Source organism: Pseudomonas sp. KH_040 (genome assembly GCF_057839305.1).
The window spans coordinates 1,600,655-1,624,418 of record NZ_CM174487.1 but is presented as its reverse complement, the minus strand read 5'-3'; the positions used below and the strand labels follow the sequence as shown (position 1 = coordinate 1,624,418).

General features: G+C 59.5%; 24 protein-coding genes. 12 read left to right on the top strand and 12 right to left on the bottom strand.

The genetic code is table 11. From position 1 onward, the window contains the following. Positions 1 to 15 precede the first annotated feature (15 nt). Positions 16 to 894, bottom strand: coding sequence for a 4-hydroxy-tetrahydrodipicolinate synthase (gene dapA, locus AC3IUF_RS07285; protein WP_007911392.1), 879 nt, complete (start codon positions 892 to 894; stop codon positions 16 to 18). Positions 895 to 1,222: 328 nt separating this feature from the next. On the opposite strand from dapA, the gene AC3IUF_RS07280 reads away from it, so the two are divergent. Both AC3IUF_RS07280 and AC3IUF_RS07275 read left to right on the top strand, forming a co-directional pair. Next, positions 1,223 to 1,783 carry a glycine cleavage system transcriptional repressor gene (locus tag AC3IUF_RS07280; protein ID WP_007911394.1) on the top strand — a complete coding sequence of 187 codons (561 nt, stop codon included), beginning with the start codon at positions 1,223 to 1,225 and terminating at the stop codon, positions 1,781 to 1,783. A gap of 10 nt (positions 1,784 to 1,793) precedes the next feature. Next, the gene (locus AC3IUF_RS07275) at positions 1,794 to 2,267 is read left to right on the top strand and encodes a peroxiredoxin (RefSeq protein ID WP_007911395.1); all 474 of its coding nucleotides are present in this window, start codon (positions 1,794 to 1,796) and stop codon (positions 2,265 to 2,267) included. A gap of 139 nt (positions 2,268 to 2,406) precedes the next feature. On the opposite strand, the gene AC3IUF_RS07270 is transcribed toward AC3IUF_RS07275, so the two are convergent. Then, positions 2,407 to 3,477, bottom strand: a complete 1,071-nt coding sequence (locus AC3IUF_RS07270; RefSeq protein ID WP_489280803.1) for an AI-2E family transporter — start codon at positions 3,475 to 3,477, stop codon at positions 2,407 to 2,409. A 30-nt stretch (positions 3,478 to 3,507) separates the two neighbouring features. Then, entirely contained in the window at positions 3,508 to 3,747 is a 240-nt protein-coding gene (locus AC3IUF_RS07265; RefSeq protein ID WP_007911399.1) for a sulfurtransferase TusA family protein, read from the bottom strand. 98 nt (positions 3,748 to 3,845) lie between these two features. Here AC3IUF_RS07265 and AC3IUF_RS07260 point away from each other — a divergent pair, with 98 nt between their 5' ends. Beyond that, positions 3,846 to 5,279, top strand: a complete 1,434-nt coding sequence (locus tag AC3IUF_RS07260; protein WP_016984698.1) for a M48 family metalloprotease — start codon at positions 3,846 to 3,848, stop codon at positions 5,277 to 5,279. An 81-nt stretch (positions 5,280 to 5,360) separates the two neighbouring features. On the opposite strand, the gene AC3IUF_RS07255 is transcribed toward AC3IUF_RS07260, so the two are convergent. The 4 genes from AC3IUF_RS07255 to rpoE all read right to left on the bottom strand — a co-directional run bounded on the left by AC3IUF_RS07255 (position 5,361) and on the right by rpoE (position 9,178). Next, positions 5,361 to 6,794, bottom strand: coding sequence for a DegQ family serine endoprotease (locus tag AC3IUF_RS07255; protein ID WP_007911403.1), 1,434 nt, complete (start codon positions 6,792 to 6,794; stop codon positions 5,361 to 5,363). A gap of 210 nt (positions 6,795 to 7,004) precedes the next feature. Beyond that, the gene (locus AC3IUF_RS07250; RefSeq protein ID WP_007911407.1) at positions 7,005 to 7,970 is read right to left on the bottom strand and encodes a MucB/RseB C-terminal domain-containing protein; all 966 of its coding nucleotides are present in this window, start codon (positions 7,968 to 7,970) and stop codon (positions 7,005 to 7,007) included. An 8-nt stretch (positions 7,971 to 7,978) separates the two neighbouring features. Further along, positions 7,979 to 8,566: a sigma-E factor negative regulatory protein gene (locus tag AC3IUF_RS07245; RefSeq protein WP_007911408.1), complete on the bottom strand. Its 588-nt coding sequence runs from the start codon at positions 8,564 to 8,566 to the stop codon at positions 7,979 to 7,981. Between the two features lie 30 nt (positions 8,567 to 8,596). Beyond that, a complete protein-coding gene (gene rpoE / locus AC3IUF_RS07240) occupies positions 8,597 to 9,178 on the bottom strand; it encodes an RNA polymerase sigma factor RpoE/AlgU (RefSeq protein ID WP_003172477.1) in 582 nt (193 codons plus the stop codon). Positions 9,179 to 9,735: 557 nt separating this feature from the next. Here rpoE and nadB point away from each other — a divergent pair. Then, complete coding sequence (nadB, locus tag AC3IUF_RS07235) at positions 9,736 to 11,352, top strand: L-aspartate oxidase (protein WP_095113788.1); 1,617 nt, start codon at positions 9,736 to 9,738, stop codon at positions 11,350 to 11,352. On the opposite strand, the gene AC3IUF_RS07230 is transcribed toward nadB, so the two are convergent. Both AC3IUF_RS07230 and AC3IUF_RS07225 read right to left on the bottom strand, forming a co-directional pair. Next, positions 11,321 to 11,773, bottom strand: a complete 453-nt coding sequence (locus AC3IUF_RS07230; RefSeq protein ID WP_095113789.1) for a protein YgfX — start codon at positions 11,771 to 11,773, stop codon at positions 11,321 to 11,323. The two genes, nadB and AC3IUF_RS07230, sit on opposite strands and share 32 nt — an antisense overlap. Continuing rightward, positions 11,757 to 12,011, bottom strand: a complete 255-nt coding sequence (locus AC3IUF_RS07225; RefSeq protein ID WP_007911418.1) for an FAD assembly factor SdhE — start codon at positions 12,009 to 12,011, stop codon at positions 11,757 to 11,759. The genes AC3IUF_RS07230 and AC3IUF_RS07225 overlap by 17 nt, the downstream gene beginning before the upstream one ends. 150 nt (positions 12,012 to 12,161) lie before the next feature. Between AC3IUF_RS07225 and ygfZ the strand changes: the two genes are divergently transcribed. Together ygfZ and AC3IUF_RS07215 are read left to right on the top strand one after the other, a co-directional pair. After that, complete coding sequence (gene ygfZ / locus AC3IUF_RS07220) at positions 12,162 to 13,103, top strand: CAF17-like 4Fe-4S cluster assembly/insertion protein YgfZ (RefSeq protein WP_489280800.1); 942 nt, start codon at positions 12,162 to 12,164, stop codon at positions 13,101 to 13,103. Between the two features lie 35 nt (positions 13,104 to 13,138). Next, positions 13,139 to 13,960: an HDOD domain-containing protein gene (locus tag AC3IUF_RS07215; RefSeq protein WP_007911420.1), complete on the top strand. Its 822-nt coding sequence runs from the start codon at positions 13,139 to 13,141 to the stop codon at positions 13,958 to 13,960. 106 nt (positions 13,961 to 14,066) lie between these two features. On the opposite strand, the gene AC3IUF_RS07210 is transcribed toward AC3IUF_RS07215, so the two are convergent. Then, positions 14,067 to 15,452 (bottom strand): sensor histidine kinase, encoded by a 1,386-nt coding sequence (locus AC3IUF_RS07210; RefSeq protein WP_007911421.1) that lies wholly within the window; start codon positions 15,450 to 15,452, stop codon positions 14,067 to 14,069. After that, positions 15,445 to 16,116 carry a response regulator gene (locus AC3IUF_RS07205; protein ID WP_007911422.1) on the bottom strand — a complete coding sequence of 224 codons (672 nt, stop codon included), beginning with the start codon at positions 16,114 to 16,116 and terminating at the stop codon, positions 15,445 to 15,447. The genes AC3IUF_RS07210 and AC3IUF_RS07205 overlap by 8 nt, the downstream gene beginning before the upstream one ends. 236 nt (positions 16,117 to 16,352) lie before the next feature. Between AC3IUF_RS07205 and AC3IUF_RS07200 the strand changes: the two genes are divergently transcribed. Genes AC3IUF_RS07200 through AC3IUF_RS07180 form a run of 5 tightly spaced genes read left to right on the top strand, consistent with a single transcriptional unit; the run spans position 16,353 to position 21,734 of the window. Then, positions 16,353 to 17,645, top strand: a complete 1,293-nt coding sequence (locus AC3IUF_RS07200; RefSeq protein WP_007911430.1) for an OprD family porin — start codon at positions 16,353 to 16,355, stop codon at positions 17,643 to 17,645. 53 nt (positions 17,646 to 17,698) lie between these two features. Beyond that, entirely contained in the window at positions 17,699 to 18,676 is a 978-nt protein-coding gene (locus AC3IUF_RS07195; protein WP_007911432.1) for a Bug family tripartite tricarboxylate transporter substrate binding protein, read from the top strand. A gap of 56 nt (positions 18,677 to 18,732) precedes the next feature. Beyond that, complete coding sequence (locus AC3IUF_RS07190; protein WP_007911434.1) at positions 18,733 to 19,191, top strand: tripartite tricarboxylate transporter TctB family protein; 459 nt, start codon at positions 18,733 to 18,735, stop codon at positions 19,189 to 19,191. A 1-nt stretch (position 19,192) separates the two neighbouring features. Further along, positions 19,193 to 20,707, top strand: a complete 1,515-nt coding sequence (locus AC3IUF_RS07185; RefSeq protein WP_007911435.1) for a tripartite tricarboxylate transporter permease — start codon at positions 19,193 to 19,195, stop codon at positions 20,705 to 20,707. Next, positions 20,700 to 21,734, top strand: coding sequence for an AbrB family transcriptional regulator (locus tag AC3IUF_RS07180; RefSeq protein WP_007911438.1), 1,035 nt, complete (start codon positions 20,700 to 20,702; stop codon positions 21,732 to 21,734). The genes AC3IUF_RS07185 and AC3IUF_RS07180 overlap by 8 nt, the downstream gene beginning before the upstream one ends. 85 nt (positions 21,735 to 21,819) lie before the next feature. Here AC3IUF_RS07180 and ung read toward each other — a convergent pair whose 3' ends face one another. Beyond that, positions 21,820 to 22,512: a uracil-DNA glycosylase gene (gene ung, locus AC3IUF_RS07175; RefSeq protein WP_007911441.1), complete on the bottom strand. Its 693-nt coding sequence runs from the start codon at positions 22,510 to 22,512 to the stop codon at positions 21,820 to 21,822. 132 nt (positions 22,513 to 22,644) lie between these two features. Here ung and AC3IUF_RS07170 point away from each other — a divergent pair, with 132 nt between their 5' ends. Beyond that, entirely contained in the window at positions 22,645 to 23,757 is a 1,113-nt protein-coding gene (locus AC3IUF_RS07170) for an enoyl-CoA hydratase/isomerase family protein (RefSeq protein WP_123376322.1), read from the top strand. The last annotated feature ends 7 nt before the right edge of the window (positions 23,758 to 23,764 follow it).

Below are 23,764 nucleotides of genomic sequence, written 5' to 3'. Positions count from 1 at the left end.
GTTGTACTTCCTCAATTAAACCAGGACGCTGCACTGGCGCAGGGCCGAGCGCAGCGTTTCATGACAAGGTGTGCTCAGCCAGGTCAGTGGCAGGCGGATGCCTTCGTGCATCAGGCCCATTTCAACCAAAGCCCACTTCACCGGAATCGGGTTGGCTTCGATGAACAGGTCTTTGTGCAGCGGCATCAGTTTTTCGTTGATCGCCCGTGCGGTGTCGGCGTCGCCTTTCAGCGCGGCCTCGCACAGATCAGCCATTTCGCGCGGAGCGACGTTGGCGGTCACCGAGATGTTGCCTTTGCCGCCCAGCAGGATCAGTTCAACGGCGGTCGGATCATCGCCGGACAGCACGATGAAGTCCTTGCTCACGCCATCAATGATCGCTTTGGCACGTTTCAGGTCGCCGGTGGCTTCCTTGATACCGATGATGTTCGGCACGGTGGACAGGCGGATCACGGTCTCGGCCTGCATGTCGCAAGAGGTGCGGCCAGGAACGTTATAGAGAATCTGTGGAATGTCGACAGACTCGGCGATGTGTTTGAAGTGCTGGTACAGGCCTTCCTGAGTCGGCTTGTTGTAGTACGGAACGACCAGCAGGCAGGCATCGGCGCCGGCTTCTTTGGCGTTGCGGGTCAGCTCGACGGCTTCGCGGGTCGAGTTGGCGCCGGTGCCGGCGATGACCGGGATGCGCCCGGCAACCTGTTTGACCACGGCTTTGATGACGGCGATGTGTTCTTCTACATCAAGGGTTGCCGACTCGCCGGTAGTACCGACCGCGACAATGGCATGGGTGCCGTTCTTGAGATGGAAGTCCACGAGTTTGCTGAGGCTGTCCCAGTCAAGACGCCCTTGTGCATCCATGGGAGTGACCAGTGCCACCATACTGCCCGCAATCATGAAACCGCTCCTGCCGGAAAAAGAGAGCGGTAATGGTACTGGCGCCAAGATGCTTGCACAAGCGAAGTACTGCGCTGCCGCCATTCCCCTTGGCGCCGCTTTTCGCTACCCTTCAGACTTTGATCGGTACTGATCAGCTTGTACGCCGGGTTCCAGCCTCCCTTTTCGGCCTCCCAGACCCCGTTCCTGCGTCGCATCGGCGCGCTCCCGCTATAGTGGAGCGAGCCGCGAGCTTGCCGGGCCTCTTTGTACGGACCGCCAGAACAGGCACTCCACGGCAGCCAACGCCCGTAAACCTACCGACCGCTCATCGCTTTAGGAATGCTGCATGTCCACCCCCACAGTTCGCGAACAATTCCTTGTCATCAGTGCCCTCGGCGCCAACCCCATGGAGCTGACTAACGTCCTGTGCCGCGCCAGCCATGAAAATCGCTGCGCCGTGGTTACTTCGCGCCTGACTCGCCATGGCGAGTGCAGTGCGCTGATCCTTGAGGTCTCCGGCAGCTGGGACGCCCTTGCTCGCCTGGAAGGCAGTCTGTCGGGCCTGTCCAAGAAACATGCTTTCACCGTCAACGTGGTGCGCAGCGCGCCGCTGGAAAATCGTCCGCAGGCGCTGCCGTACGTGGCGTATGTGAGTTCGGCGTATCGCCCGGACATCATCAATGAGCTGTGCCAGTTCTTCATGGATCACAACGTCGAACTGGAAAACCTGACCTGCGACACCTATCAGGCGCCGCAGACCGGCGGCACCATGCTCAACGCCACGTTCACCGTGACCCTGCCGGCCGGCACCCAGATCAGCTGGCTGCGCGACCAGTTCCTCGATTTCTCCGATGCGATGAACCTGGATGCACTGATCGAGCCTTGGCGCCCACAAAACCCAATGTAAGGAAGCTTTCATGGCCGTTGTCATCGACCAACCGGTTGCCGATTTCGAAGCGCCTGCCACTAGCGGGCAGACCGTCAGCCTGTCTGCCCTGAAGGGCAAGCAAGTGGTGATCTACTTTTACCCGAAGGACAGCACGCCGGGCTGCACCACTGAAGGTCAGGGCTTTCGTGATCAGTACGCCGCGTTTCAGGCAGCCAATACCGAGATATTCGGTATCTCCCGCGACAGCCTGAAGTCCCACGAGAACTTCAAGTGCAAGCAGGAATTTCCGTTTGAGCTGATCAGTGACAAGGACGAGGCTGTCTGCCAATTGTTCGACGTGATCAAGTTGAAAAAGCTGTACGGCAAGGAATACCTGGGCGTTGATCGCAGCACGTTCCTGATTGATAAGGACGGTGTGCTGCGTCAGGAATGGCGCGGTGTGAAAGTGCCGGGGCATGTGGATGCCGTATTGGCTGCTGCTCAGGATCTGAATAAAGCCTGATGGTTTTGCGTCATTTTTACTGACGCCTTCGCGAGCAGGCTCGCTCCCAGATTGGATCTGTGGCGCTCACAAGTCCAATGTGGGAGCGAGCTTGCTCGCGAATGGGCCCTAAGTGTCACCAAACAATTTGCATCAACCGCTACAGCAGTGGCGCCACCGCCGGCTCTTGGCGCGGCCACGCATCCAGCACCGCCTTGAACAGCGTCGCCAGCGGGATCGCAAAGAACACGCCCCAGAATCCCCACAACCCGCCAAACAACAGCACCGCGCAGATAATTGCCACCGGGTGCAGGTTGACCGCCTCCGAGAACAGCAATGGCACCAGCACGTTGCCATCCAGTGTCTGAATGATGCCGTACACCGCCATCAGATAGATGAACTGATCACTCCAGCCCCACTGGAACAATGCGATCAACAGCACCGGCACGGTCACGACCACAGCGCCGACATACGGCACCACCACCGACACACCGACCAGCAACGCCAGCAGTGCGGCATAGTTGAGCCCAAGGGCGACAAAGGCGATGTAGGTCACACCGCCACAAATCACGATTTCAATGACCTTGCCACGAATGTAGTTGGCGATCTGCCGGTTCATTTCCTGCGCAACCCGAGTGATCAGCGCGCGCTCACGTGGCAGATAACCACGCACCCACTCGCCGATCATCGCCCGGTCCTTCAGGAAGAAGAACACCAGAATCGGCACCAGCACCAGGTAGATCATGATGTTCACCAGCAGCGGCAGACTCGACAGCGAGAATGTCAGCGCCCACTGGCCGAACTTGCCGATCTCGCCGCGCGCGGCCTTGATCGCCTGCAAAACCTGCTCGTCGGGCACCAGATGCGGATAGCGCTCGGGCAACAGCAACAGCAGCGATTGCCATTTGGCGAGCATCCCGGGCAGCTCGTTGAACAGCGTGATCAACTGATGCCAGAGCAACGGCAGCACCACGACGATAAACAGCATCAGCACGCCCATGAACAGCGCAAACACCAACCCTACCGCCACGCCACCCGGCACGCGCAGACGTTCCAGCGTGACCACCAGGCCCTGCATCAGATACGCCAGCACCATCCCCGCCAACACTGGCGCGAGCATGCCGCCAAGTGTGAGCACGGCCGTGAAGGCGAGAAACAGCAGCACCGCCAGCACCACGGCTTCTTCATCGGAGAAGTAGCGCTGAATCCAGTCGCGTAACACTTTGAACATCAATAATCCTTAGATTTAACGCTGTCGGTTTCAGGCCTTTTTCAACCAGTAACGGTAGACGCCTGCTTCGTCTTCTTCGCGCAGCAGCGTATGACCGGCCAACTTGGCAAAGGTGCGAAAGTCGCGCTGTGACCCCGCATCAGTCGCGATGACTTTGAGAACAGCGCCACTCTGGAGCTTGTTGAGTTCCATTTTTGCCTTGAGCAACGGCAACGGACAATTCAGGCCACTGGCGTCCAGTTCCACGTCATGGGCTACAGCGTCAGTCATTGCGTCACTCCGGTTCGGGTCGTCGAGCTGCCTAGAATATCTGGTCGCAGCTCCGGTGTCCGGCTACAGTAAGGTCTTTGTCTTCTAAGGCTTTGTGCATGACTTTTCTGCGCCCTACCCTGCTGACGCTCGCTTGCCTGCTCGCCTCACCAGGCTTTGCCGACGATCTGCCGTCACTCGGCGACGCCAGTTCTGCCATTGTCTCGCCGCAACAGGAATACCAGCTCGGCCGCGCCTGGCTGGCGATGTTGCGCAGCCAGGTTTCACAGCTCAACGATCCGCAGCTCAAAGACTACGTCGAATCCAGCGTGTACAAGTTGGTGGAGACCAGCCAGGTCACTGACCGGCGCCTTGAATTCATTCTGATCAACAGCCCGCAGCTCAACGCTTTTGCCGCGCCGGGTGGTGTGGTCGGGGTCAACGGCGGCTTGTTCCTCAACGCACAGACCGAGGGGGAATACGCCTCGGTACTCGCGCACGAATTGGCGCACTTGTCGCAACGCCACTTTGCTCGTGGTGTAGAGGCTTCGCAACGGATGCAGGTGCCGATGATGGCCGCGCTGCTGGCCGGGATCGTCATTGCGGCAGCCGGCGGCGGTGACGCCGGTATCGCGACCATCGCCGGCACTCAGGCGGCGGCGATTCAATCGCAGCGGACCTTCTCCCGTCAGAACGAACAGGAAGCCGACCGTATCGGCATTCTCAATCTGGAAAAGGCCGGGTATGACCCGCGCTCGATGCCGACCATGTTCGAACGCTTGATGCGTCAATATCGTTTCGACGCCAAGCCACCGGAATTCCTGCTGACTCACCCGGTGACCGAATCGCGTATCGCCGACACCCGTAACCGCGCCGAACAGGCCAAACCGGGCGGCATTGAAGACTCCAAGCGCTATCAGTTGATCCGCGCGCGCGTGCAGTTGATCTACGAAGAAACCCCGGGCCTGGGCGCCAAGCGTTTCCGTGCGCAGCTGGATGAGAATCCGAAAAACGATGTGGCGCGCTACGGTCTGGCGATTGCACAGATCAAGGGCGGCCAATTGAATGAGGCGCGTGAGAACCTCAAGCAATTGCTGGCAACATCGCCTAACGAAATCATCTACAACCTTGCTCAGGTCGATCTGGACATTACCAATAATCGTTTGCCGGATGCGCAATCGCGGGTTGACCGCATGCTCACGCAATATCCGGGCAACTATCCCCTGAATCAGGTTCGGGTGGATCTGCTGCTGAAACAGAATCGTGCGCCGGATGCCGAAAAAGCACTGGAAGCATTACTCAAGTCACGTCCGGATGATCCGGACGTCTGGTATCAGGTCGCAGAGACTCGTGGCTTGTCGGGCAATATCATCGGCCTGCACCAGGCGCGCGCAGAATATTTCGCACTGGTCGGCGACTACCGCCAGGCCATCCAGCAACTGGACTTCGCCAAGCGCAAGGCTGGCAGCAACTTCCCGCTGTCCTCGCGGATTGACGCCCGTCAGCGTGAGCTGATGGAGCAGGAGCGGATGATCAAGGACATGATGGGCTGATCGTTACCCACCAAGACAAAAGCTTCAGGCATAAAAAAACCGCCTCTTTCGAGGCGGTTTCTTTTTTACCTTACCGCTGGGTTATTCAGCCAGCTTGAAGGTGATGAAGCTGGCACGGCCTTGGCGCAGCACGCGCATCGACACCGAGCGGTTCTTCGGCAGCGCTTTGGCGATCTCACCGAACTCCTTGCTGGAGCCGATGGCCTGGTTGTTCAGGTGAGTAATCACGTCACCTGGTTGCAGACCGATCAACGCTGCAGGACCGTCCTGCACTTCCTTGATCACCACACCACCTTTAAGGTCGTAGGTTTTCTTCTGCTCGGCAGTCAGTTCGCCCACGGCAACACCGAGACGGTTGCTGGTGGTTTCAGCGCCAGACTTTGGCAGTGCATCCAGTTCTTTGTCTTCGTCCGGGATCGCGCCAACCGTCAGCTCGACGTTCTTGCGCTTGCCTTCACGAATCACTTCCAGATTGGCTTTGGCGCCAGCCTTCAGCGCGCCGACCAGATGTGGCAGGTCAGCAGACATGACGATCGGCTGGCCGTTCATGCTCAGGATCACGTCACCGACTTGCAGACCGCCCTTGGCTGCCGGGCCGTCATCCTGAATCTGGGCAACCAGCGCGCCGGCCGGTTTATCCAGACCGAACGACTCGGCGAGATCCTTGTTCACTTCCTGGATGACCACGCCCAGCCAGCCACGGCTGACCTTGCCACCGCTCTTCAGTTGGTTGGACACATCCATTGCCACGTCGATAGGAATCGCGAACGATACGCCCATGAAGCCGCCCGAACGGGTGTAGATCTGCGAGTTGATGCCGACCACTTCACCGCTCAGGTTGAACAGCGGACCACCGGAGTTGCCCGGGTTGATCGGCACGTCAGTCTGAATGAACGGCACATAGTTTTCGTTCGGCAGACTACGACCGACGGCACTGACGATGCCTTGGGTCACGGTGTGGTCGAAGCCGAACGGCGAACCGATAGCGACGACCCACTGGCCGGCTTTCAGGTCCTGGGATTTGCCAAGCTTCAATACCGGCAGATCCTTACCTTCGATTTTCAGCAGCGCCACGTCGGAACGTGGGTCGGTGCCGATCAGCTTGGCTTTCATTTCGCTGCGGTCGGCGAGGCGGACGAGAATTTCGTCGGCATCGGCAATCACGTGGTTGTTGGTCAGGATGTAGCCATCCGGAGAGATGATGAAGCCCGAGCCCAGCGACTGCGCTTCACGCTGACGACCACCACCGCCCGGCGAACGCTGTTGAGGCGGCATGCCACGTTCGAAGAACTCGCGCAGCATCGGCGGCAGGCCTTCCAGATCAGGCATCTGCTGGTTCACTTTGCGATCCGGCAGTTTCTGCGTGGTACTGATGTTCACCACGGCTGGCGACGCTTGTTCGACCAATTGGGTGAAGTCAGGCAGATCGGCTGCTTGCGCAGCAGGTACAGCCTGACCGAGCAACAGCACGGTGGCGAAAATGGAGAGATAAGATTTCAAACTTGGTATCGACATACAGCTCCCGTTACGACGAGCAGGGTTAAGCGATATGGAGCAAGGAACACCGGAAACCACCGACCGGCATTTTTGTTCCGGCAACAACAAACAAGGCCAGAGCCGTGAGGCTCTGACCTATAAAAAATTTTCAGGGTATTTGCAAATGAAAATGCTCAGCAAACATTTCATCTACGTCTCGACAAAGAAGTGGTAACGACTGAAATCAGCTCACTGCTTGCTGGTTGCAGTGCCATCGGTATTACGCATCGACAGAGCAATTCGTTCGGCAGTACCAATCGGGATCTCGCCGACCACGGTGACCATCATTTCGCCCTCAGGCGTGGTCAGGCGGCGGGAAACGGCAACGGTCGGGCCCAGCTGTGTCCGCGTGTCAGTGACGGTTTCGCCGTTCAATGGCTCAAGGAAAACCGAAAAACGCGCCAGACCGTCGTCATACAGCAAGCTGTTGACCTGAGTCTTGGTTTCCGGATCTTTGTGCGAAGTACTGCTGGTCAGTTCGAAGCCCGGCGGCAACCATTCAGAGTGCCATACCTGAGCGGCCTTGACCGCCGAAGCCTTGTCGCTGTCCAAAGTAACTGCCTTGCAGTCAGCGTCAGCCTGCAAATCTTTGTCAGACGGGACTTCATCAGTATCAAGACTGGTGAACTGGAAGCGCTCGAGCAACTGCCCCTTGTCGTTTAGCAGTAACGACTTCAGCGGCAAGCCCGTTTTCTTGTCCAGATGCAACTCAAAACCGTAACGATGCTGATCGCGAGGCGTCAGCGAAACAATCACTGCGTCCCGCCCAGCCACACGCGACTTGCCAATGACGGCGAGGTCATACCAGTTTTTCAGCTTTTGCGGATCGAGAGGACGAGCGGCCGAGTTGGGAGAATCCCCCAGACCGGCAATCAGGGTGCCGCTGACGCATTGAGTGTGTCCATCAATGCGCACGACTTCCTGCGCCGAACCATCGAGCTGAAGTAAACGCTCGCGGACCTGGCCATTCTGGACGCGATGCCAGATGTTATGGGTAGAAAAGCTACCGTTACGCTCGTAAACGAATGTGCCGTGAAAGCTTTGCTGCTGCTCGGCCTGGCCCAGACGGGTCAACCAGTCCTGGGCCTCATCAGCGTGGGCTGGAACAATGAACCAGCCACTGAGCAGAAGCGAAAGTAGAGGTATGGCGCGCATGATCCTCCTTAACGGTTTTCCAGGCTTGCAGCACGTGCGTATGGCAACGCGCTTTCAGTACCTTTCAGTGCAGCCTGCTGAGCGTGCTGACGCAGGTAGCCTGGCAGACGCTGATCGTGCCAGCCTGGCTGACCTTGCAGTACGCCGTTGGCCATCGGGCCAGTGGCTTCCGAACTCTCACTATAGCCTGCCAGAACAGCCGGGCCTTTGACCTGTGGGGTCGCCAGAGTTGGCTGATTGGATTGCTGAGCCAGTTCGACACCAGCGATTTCGTCTTGGTTGTACAGGCGAACACCGGCCAGAACGGCAACAGTCACCGAGGCTGCAACAGCCAGACGGCCAAGGTTACGCCATGGGCTGCGCGATACTTTGGCCGGAGCCGTTTCGTCTTCCAGTGCAGCAGACACTGCCGCAGCGATGTCCAGACGTGGCAGCAGCAGATCCTTGTGCATGGCTGCCCGAGCGATCTGGTAACGAGCCCAGGTCTCACGGGTTTCTACGTCGTCCAGTGCATTGAGCACCCGACGCAATTCCAGTTCGTCCGCTTCGTTATCCATCACTGCGGACAGCGATTCCTGCAGGGCTTCACGACTCATGGCGTTCCTCTCTTGGCTGTCGCCGCTGTCTCAGTTTTCCTGCAACAACGGCTGCAGGGCTTTATCGATGGCCTCCCGGGCGCGGAAAATCCGGGAGCGCACGGTACCCACCGGACATTGCATGACGCTCGCAATGTCCTCGTAACTCAGACCATCGAATTCACGTAAAGTTAAAGCTGTACGCAAATCCTCTGGCAGTTGCTGGATGGTTCGATGGACGGTGCCTTCGATCTCATCCCGCAGCAGTGCACGTTCTGGTGATTCGAGATCCTTGAGGCCGTGATCGCCATCGTAGAACTCTGCATCCTCGGAACTTACATCGCTGTCCGGCGGCCGACGGCCGCGTGAAACCAGGTAATTCTTCGCCGTGTTAATGGCAATACGGTACAGCCACGTATAAAACGCACTGTCGCCGCGAAAGTTTCCAAGTGCTCGATATGCCTTGATAAAGGCTTCCTGAGCCACGTCCTGGGCTTCATGGGTGTCGTGCACGAAACGCACGATCAACCCGAGAATCTTGTGCTGATATTTCAGCACCAACAGATCGAAAGCTCGCTTGTCGCCGCGTTGAACGCGCTCGACCAGCTGCTGATCCTCTTCCTGGGTTAGCATGAACACTCCTCGATAAGCCCGAAGGAGACTTGCATAACTAAACGACCAGACTTGCAAACATAGACTCGGGCTTTTCGCAAAAGTTCTCCCCCTCCAGGCAAGTTTCCTGCGGGCTCTGATTTGGCACGCACGAAAAACGCAGCTCGGGATAAACCGGCTGCGCGAATAATCTTGTCATCGGTTTCGCCGGCAGGAATCCAACCGCGGATTCCGCACTGAAGCCGACACTGTCCCTTATCTCTGGCACCGACTATTGATCTTGGGCCTTTGGCAAAAGTTCCAATTATTTATAGCCGTCGCCACCCGACATTGGGCGACTCTGTGCAGAAAACGTCTGTTTCAGCGCCGATACAGTCGCCTTTCCCCCAAACAGGGAAAAAAAACTTCCGACGAAGCACACCTTTTTCCCGTCACAGTAGTTTCACAATGCCATATCGGCCCGGCTATTGTGCCGTCCCCCCCCTCTATATACTAGTGGGCTGTGTGGCTGTCTTGACTTGCCGATCCAGCGGTCTTGCGCCACCCCCGACCCGGGTCGCTTTGAGCGGAATCCTGTAATGAGCCAACAATTCCAACACGATGTTCTGGTCATAGGCAGCGGTGCTGCCGGTTTGAGTCTCGCGCTGACCCTGCCAGGTCATTTGCGCATTGCCGTATTGAGCAAAGGCGATCTCGCCAACGGTTCAACTTTCTGGGCCCAGGGTGGCGTCGCCGCCGTGCTCGATGACACTGATACTGTCGAATCCCATGTAGACGACACCCTGAACGCCGGCGGCGGGCTGTGCCATGAAGACGCCGTGCGCTTCACTGTGGAGCACAGCCGCGAAGCCATCCAGTGGCTGATTGATCAAGGCGTCCCCTTCACCCGCGACGATCAGTCAGGTACTGAAGACGGCGGGTTCGAGTTCCATTTGACCCGAGAGGGCGGCCACAGCCATCGGCGCATCATCCACGCCGCTGATGCTACCGGCGCGGCCATTTTCAAAACCTTGCTGGCCCAGGCCAAAGAGCGTTCGAACATCGAGCTCCTGGAGCAGCGGGTTGCTGTCGATCTGATCACCGAACGACGTTTGGGCATGGACGGCGAGCGCTGCCTCGGCGCCTACGTACTCAATCGAAAAACCGGCGAAGTCGACACCTACGGTGCACGCTTCGTGATTCTGGCCTCCGGCGGTGCCGCCAAGGTCTACCTCTATACCAGCAACCCCGACGGCGCTTGCGGTGATGGCATCGCCATGGCCTGGCGTTCGGGTTGCCGGGTGGCGAACCTGGAATTCAACCAGTTCCACCCGACCTGCCTGTATCACCCGCAGGCCAAGAGTTTTCTGATCACCGAAGCCCTGCGTGGCGAAGGCGCGCATTTGAAGCTGCCCAACGGCGAACGCTTCATGTATCGCTTCGACAAACGCGCCGAACTGGCACCGCGCGACATCGTCGCCCGGGCCATCGACCACGAAATGAAGCGCCTGGGTGTCGACTGCGTCTATCTCGATATCAGCCACAAGCCCGAAGACTTCATCAAGACGCACTTCCCCACTGTTTATGAGCGCTGCCTCGGATTTGGCATCGACATCACCAAACAACCAATTCCCGTCGTACCGGCGGCGCACTACACCTGCGGTGGCGTGATGGTCGATCAACATGGCCGCACCGACGTGCCGGGCCTGTACGCGATTGGCGAAACGAGTTTCACCGGCCTGCACGGCGCCAACCGCATGGCCAGTAATTCGCTGCTGGAATGTTTCGTCTATGCCCGTTCGGCAGCAGCCGACATTCTCGCGCAACTGGACGATATCACCGCGCCAAACGCCCTGCCCGTCTGGGACGCCAGCCAGGTCACCGACTCGGACGAGGATGTGATCATCGCGCACAACTGGGATGAACTGCGGCGGTTCATGTGGGACTACGTCGGTATCGTGCGCACCAACAAGCGCCTGCAACGGGCGCAACACCGTGTGCGCCTGCTGCTGGACGAGATCGACGAGTTCTACAGCAACTATAAAGTCAGCCGCGATCTGATCGAGTTGCGCAATCTGGCGCAAGTCGCCGAACTGATGATCTGCTCAGCCATGGAACGCAAGGAGAGTCGCGGCCTGCATTACACCCTCGACTATCCTGATCTGCTGCCCGAGGCACTCGACACTATTCTGGTGCCGCCCACCTACGCCGGCTGAACTTGAGCCGTACTCGCAGGCGTCGGTGCAGATCCGCCGCCTGCGAGTCCCGGGGCACACAGATCGATCTGACCCGCCACTCGCCGCGCAGGCGAAAACGCAGAACCACGATCAATGGCAGCGCGAGGCTGTCCTGGCGCAACTGCACCGACTGCCAACCATCAGCCTGATTCCACAACTGCCAGCCATCGACGTCCCGGCGCAATCCGCGAAAAGCCCGACGGTGATTCAGCAGAATCTGCCGAGGCAACACCCAGACGCCATGAAGCAGGCAGGCGAAAGCCCCGAGCAGACTGGCCCAGAGTGGAATCGATAGCAGAAACAATGCACCCAGTGCGAACGCCTGGGCCAGCAGATACGCCGCCAGCAACTGCCGTGAGGCATGCCAGCGGCATTCGAACGTGTTACTTGGGCTGGACACGGTCCAGGATCATGCGAACCATGCGCTGCAGTTCCGGATCTTCAGACTCGCTGCGCTCCATGAACCAACCGAACATGTCCTGATCCTCGCACGTCAGCAGACGGACATACAGATCGCGATCCACCTGGTTCAACGTCGCGTAAACCTCCTGCACGAACGGCACCAGCAACACGTCAAGCTCAAGCATGCCGCGACGGCTGTGCCAAAAGAGGCGATTCAGTTCAACTTGTTCGACCATGGAGCCCTCCTCAAATTTGGCGGCAAGTATACAGCCCCGAGACAGGTCGCACAGTCGGCTTTGGTCGGGGACCACCGATCCTTTATCAACTACCCATTTCAACAACGCGCCCTTATGATGTGCCCCAGTCTATTTACCCTGCGATGACCCATGGCCGATTCTGCTTTTTTCTGCACCCTGTCTCATGAAGGCGTTCTCGCGGTTCGCGGCGCGGATGCCGGAAAATTCCTGCAAGGCCAGTTGACCTGCAACCTCAATTACCTCAGCGACACTCGCGCCAGCCTCGGCGCCCGCTGCACGCAGAAAGGCCGGATGCAGTCGAGCTTCCGCATTCTGCTCGAAGGTGACGGCGTGGTTCTGGCGATGGCCAGCGAGCTGCTGGAGCCGCAACTGGCGGACCTGAAAAAATACGCGGTGTTCTCCAAATCGAAACTGACCGACGAAAGTGCCGCTTGGGTACGTTTTGGCCTGGAGCATGGCGATAACGCCTTGACCAGCCTCGGTCTGGACCTGCCGGAGGAAACCGACAGCGTTGTGCGTAATGAGGGTCTGATCGCGATTCGCGTCTCGCCGGATTGCGCCGAACTCTGGACACCGGCCGATCAGACTGACGCGATCAAAGCCAAATTGTCCGCAGCCCTGCCTGAAGCCGAGCTGAATCAATGGCTGCTGGGCCAGATCCGTGCCGGTATCGGTCAGGTCATGCCAAGTACCCGCGAGCTGTTCATCCCGCAAATGCTCAACCTGCAAGCCGTTGGCGGCGTGAGTTTCAAGAAAGGCTGCTACACCGGCCAGGAAATCGTCGCGCGCATGCAGTACCTGGGCAAACTCAAGCGTCGTCTGTACCGCTTGAGCCTGGACGCTGCTGACCTGCCAGAACCTGGCACACAACTGTTTGCACCAAGCCACAACAGCTCCATCGGCGAAGTGGTGCTGGCCGCCAAGGCCGGGCAAAACATTGAACTCCTGGCGGTGCTGCAGGCCGAAGCTGCCGAAGCCGGTGATTTGCATCTGGGCACCCTCGAAGGTCCCGCGCTGCATCTGCTCGACCTGCCTTACGAACTGGATCGCGACCGCGAAATCCAGCGCTGATCGCAGCATTTGTTGCAACACCCTAGAGAGTTTAAATGAGCGAACTGGCGGAAAAAGTCCAACAGGATTTGGTTGAGGCCATCGATAACGATGACCTGGTTCTGCCCACGTTGCCGGAAGTGGCCCTGCAGATTCGCAAGGCCGCTGAAGACCCGGAAATCAGCGTCAGCGACCTGAGCAAAGTCATCGGCCGGGACACGGCGCTGTCAGCGCGCCTGATCAAAGTGGTCAACAGCCCGCTGCTGCGCGCCGCACAGGAAGTCACCGACCTGCACACCGCCATCACCCGGCTGGGCATCAACTACAGCAGCAACCTGGCGATCGGTCTGGTAATGGAGCAGATCTTCCACGCCCGCTCCGAAGTGGTCGAACAGAAGATGCGCGAAGTCTGGCGCAAGAGCCTGGAAATTGCCGGGGTCAGTTACGCGTTGTGCCGCCGCTACACACAACTCAAACCCGATCAGGCAGCGCTCGGCGGGCTGGTGCATCAGATCGGCGTGTTGCCGATTCTGACCTACGCCGAAGATCACTATGAGCTGCTGTCGGATCCGGTCAGCCTCAACCATGTGATCGATCACATTCATCCATTGCTGGGCGACAAGCTCCTGCGGGTCTGGGAGTTTCCGGAACGTCTGGTGGAGTTGCCGGGGCGCTATCAGGACTTCAAGCGCGATTCGACGGCCATCGATTACGTCGATCTGGTGCAAGTGGCGAGCCTGTATTGCCACAAGGACACTGATCATCCGTTTGCGCGGATTGATCCAATGACAGTTCCGGCGTTCAGGAAGCTTGGGATCGACCAGGAGAACAAGGAACTGTGCGCGGATCTGGAAGAGTCGCGGACGATGTTTTACTGATCCGAGACCGAGGCGCGCCCTTCGTGAGCAGGCTCGCTCCCACAGGAAAATGCATTCCAGAGTGGGAGCGAGCCTGCTCGCGAAGGGGCCAGCAAAACCACCACAATCACCCGGCTATAAAACTGACCCGCACCTTCAACCCCGCCTGCTCGCCATCATGCAAGCTGATCTGGGCCAGATGCGCTCGACAGATCTCACCGACGATTGCCAGCCCCAGCCCTGAGCCCGCCACCTGCTGATTACGTCGGTAGAACCGCTCGAACACGCGATCGCGATCCTCCAGCGGAATACCCGGCCCGTCATCTTCAACCTCAAGTACCGCCGGCGCGGTCACCCGTAGAATCACGTTGCCGCCCGGTGGCGTATGCGCCAAGGCGTTGTCCACCAGATTGCTCAGCAGCTCATTCAGCAGGGTCGGCTCACCGCGCAGCCACACCGGTTCGTCCGCCTCCAGCGCTAGCGCCACCCCGCGTTTGTGCGCCAGTGGTGCCATGGCCATGCCCAGTTCCCGGGCCAACTGACTCAGATCGAGCAACTGCGCGCCGCCCTCGGCAATCGCCCGGGCGCCGTTTTCAACGCGTGCCAGCGACAGCAACTGATTGGCCAGATGAGTCAGGCGATCAGTGCTTTGTGCCGAAGACTCCAGCGTCGAACGCCAGACTTCCGCATCGTTGGAGCGCAGGCCCAACTCAAGCCGCGCCTTCAGCGCTGCCAAAGGCGTACGCAACTCATGGGCCGCATCGGCGATGAACTGCGCCTGCCGTTCAAACTGCCCACGCAGGCGCTCGGTGAAATGGTTAAGTCCACGCACCAGCGGCCATAGTTCATGCTGCACTTCGACCAATGGCAACGGACGCAAGTCGTCGGGCTGACGCTCTTCCACCGCCGTGCGCAGGCGCTCCAATGGGCGCAGTGCCGCACTGACCGCGAACCAGACCAACAACAACGCACCGATCGCCAACATACCCAGGCGCAGCAAAGTATCAGCCGCCAGACTGCGCGCCATGCTCACCCGTGCCTCATCGGTTTCGGCGACGCGGATTTCCGCCATGCCGTTCATGTTCGGCTCGGTCACTGCTTTAAGCAGGCTGACCACACGCACGTTTTGCCCTTTGTAGGTGGCGTTGTAGAAACGCGCCAACGCGGGATAACTGTCGGTGCGTGGTGTCCCCGGTGGCGGCCCGGGCAGGTTTTCGTAGCCGGAAATCAGCTTCTGATGGATGTCATTGACCTGATAGTAAATCCGCCCGGCGCTGTCATAAGCGAAAGTGTCGAGTGCCACGTAAGGCACATCGGCGCTCAATGTGCCGTCACGTTGCGACAGGCCTGCGGCGATGGTTCGCGCCGAGGCCAGCAGCGTGCGGTCGTAGGCGGTGTCGGCGGCTTCGCGACCATTCCAGTAGGCACTCAAGCCGCTGGCGAGCATCAGCACCACCAGCAGCAATGCAAGGTTCCACAGCAAGCGCCAGCGCAGGCTGCTGGGCTTATGCATCGCGGCTTTCCAGTAGATACCCCAGACCACGGAACGTCACGATCGCCACCGGTTGGCCGTCGAGTTTCTTGCGCAAGCGGTGCACGTAGATTTCGATGGCATCGGGGCTGGCCTCTTCGTCGAGACCGAACACCTGGGAGGCCAGTTGCTCCTTGCTCATCACCCGCCCCGGCCGGGCAATCAGCGCTTCCAGCACCGCTTGCTCGCGGGACGTCAACGTCAGCAATTCTTCGCCAAGGGTGAAACGTCGGGTGTCGAGGTCGTAGGCCAGCACGCCACAGCGCTGCTGGCGTTCGCCACCGAGCACACTGCGACGCAGCAAGGCTTTGACCCGCGCTTCCAGTTCGGTCAGTTCGAACGGTTTGGCGAGGTAATCGTCGGCGCCCAGATTGAGGCCGTGGACGCGATCCTTCACATCGCTACGCGCCGTCAGCATCAACACCGGCAGATTTTTTCCACGTGCCCGCAACCGCGCGAGGACCTCGAAACCGTCCATGCGTGGCAGGCCGACATCGAGGATCGCCACGGCGTATTCCTCACTGCCCAGCGCCAGATCGGCGGCCACGCCATCGTGCAACACATCCACGGTCAGACCGGTGCTCTTGAGCGCCTGCGCAACGCTTTCGGCCAATTGCAGATGGTCTTCGACGAGCAGAACACGCATGGATCTTTACCTCATTGAGTGATGGCCAACGCCACGCTTTGCCGCGGAGTTTACAGCCGCAACCGCCGCTGTGAAGCCCGAAAACCTTGAAAGTCTGCTGAAAGGTTAGCGAAAGGTTAGCTGGTTAGAGTCGGCCCACGGACAGTTCCGACTGCCGTCGCTGATGCCACACAGCGCAACGAAAAACGCCTCGAAGCGTTTTCGACCAATAAGAACAATAAACGGAGTACACCCGCATGCCGTCCATGCAGCCTCAGGCGTCCACGCCTGTTCGCCCTTCCCGTTTCAGCCACACCGCCCTCGTCAGTGCCGCCGCTCTTGCCGGTTTTTCGCCGTTGAGTTTTGCCGACTTCATTGAAGACAGCAGCGCCACCTTCGAAACCCGCAACATGTATTTCAACCGCGACTTTCGCGATGGCACCAGTGCCCAGCAGTCCAAGCGTGACGAATGGGCTCAAGGCTTCATGCTCAATCTGCAATCGGGATACACCGATGGCACCGTCGGGTTCGGTGTCGATGCGTTAGGCATGCTTGGCGTCAAACTTGATTCGAGTCCGGACCGCACCGGCACCGGCCTGCTGCCGACCCACGATGATGGGCGCGCGGCTGACGAATACTCGAAAGTCGGCCTGACCGGCAAAGTGAAAATCTCTGCCACCGAACTTAAAATCGGCAGCCTGATTCCTGAATTGCCGATCCTCAAACCGAACGATGGGCGCATTCTGCCGCAGACCTTTGAAGGCGGTTTACTGACCTCCAAAGAGATCAAGAACCTGACGTTCACCGGTGGCCGTCTGGAGAAAGCCAAGGATCGCGACAGCACCGATTTCGAGGACATCGCCCTCAATAACAAGAACAGCCGTTTTGCTGGCACCGCTGCCGGCAAGCATTTCGATTTTGGCGGCGTGGATTACAAGTTCACCGACAAGATCACCGGCAGTTACCACTTCGCTCAACTCGACGAAGTCTATAACCAGCACTTCTTCGGCCTGGTCGCCTCACGGCCGATGGGCCCGGGCACGTTTGCCACTGACCTGCGTTTCGCCGTCAGCGATGACCAAGGCGCAGCCCGTGGCGGCGAGATCGACAACCGCTCGCTCAACGGCCTGGTCAGCTATGCGCTGAGCGGGCACAAGTTCAGCGCCGGTTATCAGCACATGTCCGGCGACAGCGCCTTCCCGTATGTCGATGGCAGCGACCCGTATCTGGTCAACTTCGTGCAGATCAACGATTTCGCCGGCGCAGAAGAACGCTCCTGGCAGGCTCGCTACGACTTTGACTTCGCCAAGCTCGGCATTCCAGGCCTGAGCTTCATGAGCCGCTACTTGAGCGGTGACAACATCAAGCTCAAGAACGGCGAAGAAGGCAAAGAGTGGGAACGCAACACCGAGATCAAATATGTAGTACAAAGCGGCGCCTTGAAGGATGTCGCCGTGCGTTTGCGTAATGCCACTTACCGCTCCAACTACTCGGCTCGCGATGCAGACGAAGTGCGTTTGCTGGTGAGCTACAGCGTTGCGTTGTGGTAATGGCCGGCTGAAGAAAAACACGTCGAATAACAACAATGCCCGTGGAGAATCGAATGAACCTGTCACTGCGTAAAGTTGCACTGGCCGCCAGTTGCATCCTGTTTGCCGGCCAACTGATGGCTGAACCGAAACGTCCGGAATGTATCGCCCCGGCCTCCCCCGGCGGTGGTTTCGACCTGACCTGCAAACTGGTGCAGAGCGCACTGGTCAACGAAAAACTGCTGACCAAACCGATGCGCGTCACCTACATGCCCGGCGGTGTCGGCGCGGTGGCGTACAACGCCGTGGTCGCTCAGCGCCCTGCCGATGCCGGCACGCTGGTGGCGTGGTCGAGCGGTTCGTTGCTGAACCTGGCCCAAGGCAAGTTCGGGCGTTTCGATGAAACCAACGTGCGCTGGCTGGCAGCGGTTGGCACCAGCTACGGCGCCATCGCGGTGAAAAGCGATTCGCCCTACAAGACCCTCGACGATCTCGTTCAGGCTCTGAAGAAAGATCCAAGCTCGGTGGTGATCGGTTCCGGCGGCACCGTCGGCAGCCAGGACTGGATGCAAACCGCCCTGATCGCCAAGGCTGCCGGGATCAACCCGCGTGACCTGCGTTACGTCGCCCTCGAAGGTGGCGGCGAAATCGCCACCGCCCTGCTCGGTGGCCACATCCAGGTCGGCAGTACCGACATCTCCGACTCCATGCCGCACATCCAGAGCGGTGACATGCGTCTGCTCGCAGTGTTCGCCGACAAGCGTCTCGACGAGCCGGAAATGAAAGACATCCCGACCGCGCGCGAGCAAGGCTACGACATCGTCTGGCCGGTAGTGCGCGGCTTCTACCTGGGGCCAAAAGTCAGCGACGAAGATTACGCCTGGTGGAAAGACTCGTTCGACAAACTGCTGGCCTCGCCGGAGTTCGCCAAGCTGCGCGATCAGCGTGAACTGTTCCCGTTCGCCATGACTGGCCCGGAACTGGACACCTACGTGAAGAAGCAGGTCGCGGACTACAAAGTGCTGGCCAAAGAGTTCGGCCTGATCCAGTGATCGTCCCTGTCTAGCGGCTGCGTTCCCGCTGACGGGGACGCAGCACAGGAGCTCCCATGCTTATTCAACGCATTTTCGCCTCCGTGTTGTTGCTGGTTTGCGCCGGCCTGGCACTGATGGCGTGGCCGTACCAAGCGGCTTTTTCCTACGAACCGGTGGGCCCGCGCGCCTTCCCTCTGCTGATGCTCGGCCTGATGGGCGCGGCGCTGCTGTACATGGTGTTCCGCCCGGCGCCGATCAAACACAGTGAAGACGAGCCGCCACTGGATCGCGAAACCCTGACCAAGATCGCCATTTGCGTCGCACTGCTGCTGGTGTTCGCCGGCCTCTTCGAACCGCTGGGTTTCATCCTCAGCAGCATCCTCATCGGCATTCCGATGGCGCGCCTGTATGGCGGTCGCTGGATGCCGAGCATCGTGGTGACGACGCTGATGGCCATCGGTCTGTACCTGCTGTTCGACCGTGTGATGGACGTTCCGCTGCCCCTTGGCCTGCTCGACGTGCTGGAGAACTGATATGGATACCCTCGGTTATTTGGGTCAAGGCTTCGGCGTTGCGCTGAGCCCGTACAACCTGGTCACGGCCCTGACTGGCACACTGATCGGCACTGTCGTCGGCCTGCTGCCGGGCCTCGGTCCGATCAACGGCGTGGCACTGCTGATTCCGATTGCCTTCGCCCTCGGACTACCGCCGGAGTCGGCGTTGATCCTGCTCGCGGCGGTATATCTGGGCTGCGAATACGGCGGGCGGATCAGCTCGATTCTGCTGAACATTCCGGGCGAAGCGTCGACCGTGATGACCACCCTCGACGGCTACCCGATGGCCCGCAAAGGTCTGGCCGGTGTGGCGCTGTCGCTGTCGGCGTGGAGTTCGTTTATCGGCGCGTTTATCGCCACCTGCGGCATGGTGTTGTTCGCGCCGCTGCTGGCGAAATGGGCGATTGCCTTTGGTCCGGCGGAATACTTCGTGCTGATGGTGTTTGCGATTGTCTGTCTCGGCGGCATGGCTGGTGATCGACCGTTGAAAACCTTTATCGCGGCGTTGATCGGCCTGTTCCTGTCGAGCGTCGGCATCGACGCCAACAGCGGCGTTTACCGCTTTACCGGTGACAACATTCACCTGACTGACGGCATTCAATTCGTCGTGCTGGTGTTGGGCCTGTTCTCGGTCAGTGAAATTCTGTTGCTGCTGGAGAAAACCCATCGCGGCCAGGAAGCAGTGAAAGCTACCGGCCGGATGATGTTCAACTTCAAGGAAGCGTCTTCGGTGTTCGTAGTGAACATCCGTTGCGGCCTGCTCGGTTTCATCATGGGCGTATTGCCGGGTGCCGGCGCGACGCTGGCCAGTGCCGTGGCCTACATGACCGAAAAACGCATCGCCGGCGCCAGCGGCAAATTCGGTCAGGGTGATGCCCGTGGCCTCGCCGCGCCGGAAACCGCCATTGGCGCGTCGGCCTGCGGTGCGCTGGTGCCAATGCTGACGCTGGGCGTGCCAGGTTCGGGCACCACGGCGGTGATGATCGGCGCGCTGTCGCTGTACAACATCACCCCGGGCCCGCTGCTGTTCCAGCAACAACCGGACATCGTCTGGGGCCTGATCGCCTCGTTGTTCATCGCCAACATCATGCTGGTGATCCTCAACATTCCGATGATCCGCATCTTCACCCGCATCCTCGCGGTGCCGAACTGGGCACTGGTGCCGGTGATCGCGATCATCACCGGGATCGGCGTCTACGCGGTGCACGCCACCACGTTCGACCTGTTCCTGATGGTCGGCATCGGTATCTTCGGCTACATCCTGCGCAAACTCGACTTCCCGTTGTCGCCGGTACTGCTGGGCTTCATCCTCGGTGGTCTGATGGAGCAGAACCTGCGTCGTGCACTGTCGATTTCCAACGGTGCGCTGGAGATCCTCTGGTCGAGCCCGATCACCTTCGGTGTCTGGGTGCTGACCGCGATCATGCTGCTGATGCCGCTGCTGCGCATCTGGCGCAAACGTTCGGTCGCGCGTCGCGCCATCGCCGATGTTTGATCGCGCCTCACTGAAATCCTGGTGGGGAACCCCGCTGGTCGGTCTGCTCGGCGGTTATCTCGCCAGTCAGATCGGCTGGCCACTGCCGTGGATGGTCGGCTCGTTGCTGGCGATCATCCTCGTGCGCTGCCTGACCCCGTGGCAACTCACGGAAATCCCTGGCGGCCGCAAGTGCGGCCAGTGGATTGTCGGCATTGGCATCGGCCTGCACTTCACCCCGGTGGTGATGGAACAGGTGCTCAGTCATTTCGGATTGATCTTCTTCGGCGCGCTGGTCACCAGCCTGTCGGCGGTGGTCGGTGTGTGGTTGATGCGCCGTACTGGCGAGGATCGCGCCACGGCGTTTTTTTCCAGCATGCCGGGGGGTTCCGGGGAGATGGTCAACCTCGGCGCGCGCAATGGCGCGCTGCTCAGTCATGTTGCGGCGGGGCAGAGTTTGCGCGTGCTGGTGGTGGTGCTGTGCGTGCCGGCGGCGTTCAAGTATTTGCTTGGCGATGGCACACCGATTTCTCATGCCGGCAGCGTCGATTGGCGCTGGCTGGCGTTTCTATTTCCGGCGGGTGGTTTGCTTGCGTGGCTCTGGCAGCGTTTGCGCCAACCCAATCCGTGGTTGTTCGGGCCGTTGCTGGTGAGTGCGGCGGTGAGCATTGGCTGGGATCTGCACATTGGCTTGCCCAATGGCGGCAGTCAGATTGGCCAGTGGTTGATTGGCAGCGGTTTGGGTTGCCACTTCAATCGGCAGTTTTTCCGTCGCGCGCCATCCTTTATGGGGCGGACGTTGATTGGCACGGCGTTGACCATGTTGATCGCCTCACTGGCGGCGTTGGGCTTGAGCGCGCTCACTCATCTGGATCTGCGTTCACTGACGCTGGGCATGATGCCTGGCGGCATCGCCGAAATGAGCCTGACGGCGGAGACGCTGCAACTGTCTGTGCCGCTGGTGACAGCGATGCAGGTGATGCGGTTGCTGTTTGTGCTGTTTCTGGCGGAGCCATTGTTCAAATACTGGAATCGTAATCCCGAGTAAGACCGAGTTGCCCCCATCGCGAGCAGGCTCACTCCTACAGGGGAGCGCATTTCAACTGTAGGAGTGAGCCTGCTCGCGATGCTTTTTAGATCGGCGGCAAACGCCACTCGATCGGCGTCTCGCCATTCTGCTCAAGAAACTTGTTGGTGCGGCTAAAGTGCCCACAACCCAAAAACCCGCGATATGCCGACAATGGTGACGGATGCACCGACGTCAGCACCAGATGCTTGGTCGCGTCGATCAGCTTCTGCTTGCTCTGCGCATGGGCGCCCCAGAGCATGAACACCAGATGCGGCTGGCGCTCGCTGACCAGTTCAATGATCCGATCAGTAAAAAACTGCCAGCCCTTGTCCTTGTGCGCATTGGCGTTGGCGCGCTCGACGGTCATGGTCGTGTTGATCATCAGCACGCCCTGATCGGCCCAGCTCTGCAGGTAGCCGTGATTGGGAATGTCGATGTTGAGGTCGCGCTTCAACTCTTTATAGATGTTGACCAGCGACGGCGGTGCCGGCACGCCCGGTTGCACCGAGAAGCACAAACCGTGGGCCTGCCCCGGGCCGTGATACGGGTCCTGGCCGAGGATTACCACCTTCACTTTATCCAGCGGCGTCGAGTTCAAGGCATTGAAAATCATCGGCCCCGGCGGATAGATTTCCTTGCCGGCCGCCCGCTCCTGCTGCAGAAACTGGCGCAACTCTGCCATGTAAGGCTGGTCGAATTCAGCACGCAGTGCCTCCTTCCAGCTCGGTTCGAGTTTGATACGGTCGTCAGCAGTCATGGTCATACCCGGCAAAAACAATGGGGCGAACCCTAGGAAAGCCGACCACGCTTGTCAATTGATCTGACGCAGATCCGGCACTTTCCCACACAACGATCATACTGATCGTTCAAATTCCCGATCGAGGTCACGATGAATCTGCACTTCGAAGAACTCACCGGCACCGACGGCGCCCGCATCGGTATCGCCAGCCTGGATGCTGAACAATCGCTGAACGCGCTATCGCTGCCGATGATCAACGCCCTCAGCGACAAACTGAACGCCTGGGCCAAGGATCCGCAAATCGTCTGCGTGCTGCTGCGCGGCAACGGCGCCAAGGCCTTCTGCGCCGGCGGCGAGGTGCGCAGCCTGGTCGAGGCCTGTCGTGCCCACCCCGGCGAGGTACCACCGTTGGCCGCGCAGTTTTTCAGCGCAGAATATCGTCTGGATTACAGCCTGCACACCTATCCGAAACCGCTGATCTGCTGGGGCCATGGTTACGTGCTCGGCGGCGGCATGGGCTTGCTGCAAGGCGCGAGTACGCGGATCGTCACGCCGAGCAGTCGTTTGGCCATGCCGGAAATCACCATTGGTCTGTATCCGGACGTCGGCGCCAGTTGGTTTCTCGCCCGGCTGCCGGGCAAGCTCGGCTTGTTTCTGGGCCTGACCGGTGCGCACATGAACGGCCGTGATGCGATCGATCTGGATCTGGCCGATCGCTTCCTGCTCGACGAACAACAGCCGCAACTGATCGAAGGCCTGTTGCAACTGAATTGGCAGGAACAGACCGACATGCAACTCAACAGCCTGCTCAAGGCCCTGCAGCAGGAAGCCGTGGCGCAGTTGCCCGAGGCGCAGTGGCTGCCACGGCGGCAGCAGATCGACGAACTGCTCGACGTCAGCGATGTGGCCTGCGCCTGGAAAGCCATCAGCCTGCAGCGCGACAGCAGCGATCCGTTGCTTGCCCGGGCAGCGAAAACCATGAGCGAAGGCTCGCCGCTGACCGCGCATCTGGTCTGGGAACAGATCATCCGCGCCCGGCACATGTCGTTGGCCGAAGTCTTTCAGATGGAGTACACCCTGAGCCTCAATTGCTGCCGGCATCCGGAGTTCAGCGAAGGGGTTCGCGCGCGGTTGATCGACAAGGATCAAAAGCCGCACTGGCACTGGCCGGATATCAACAATGTACCGGATGCGGTGGTTGACGCGCACTTTCACAAGGTTTGGGAGGGGCGGCATCCGTTGGCGGATTTGACGCAGTATTGAACTGACG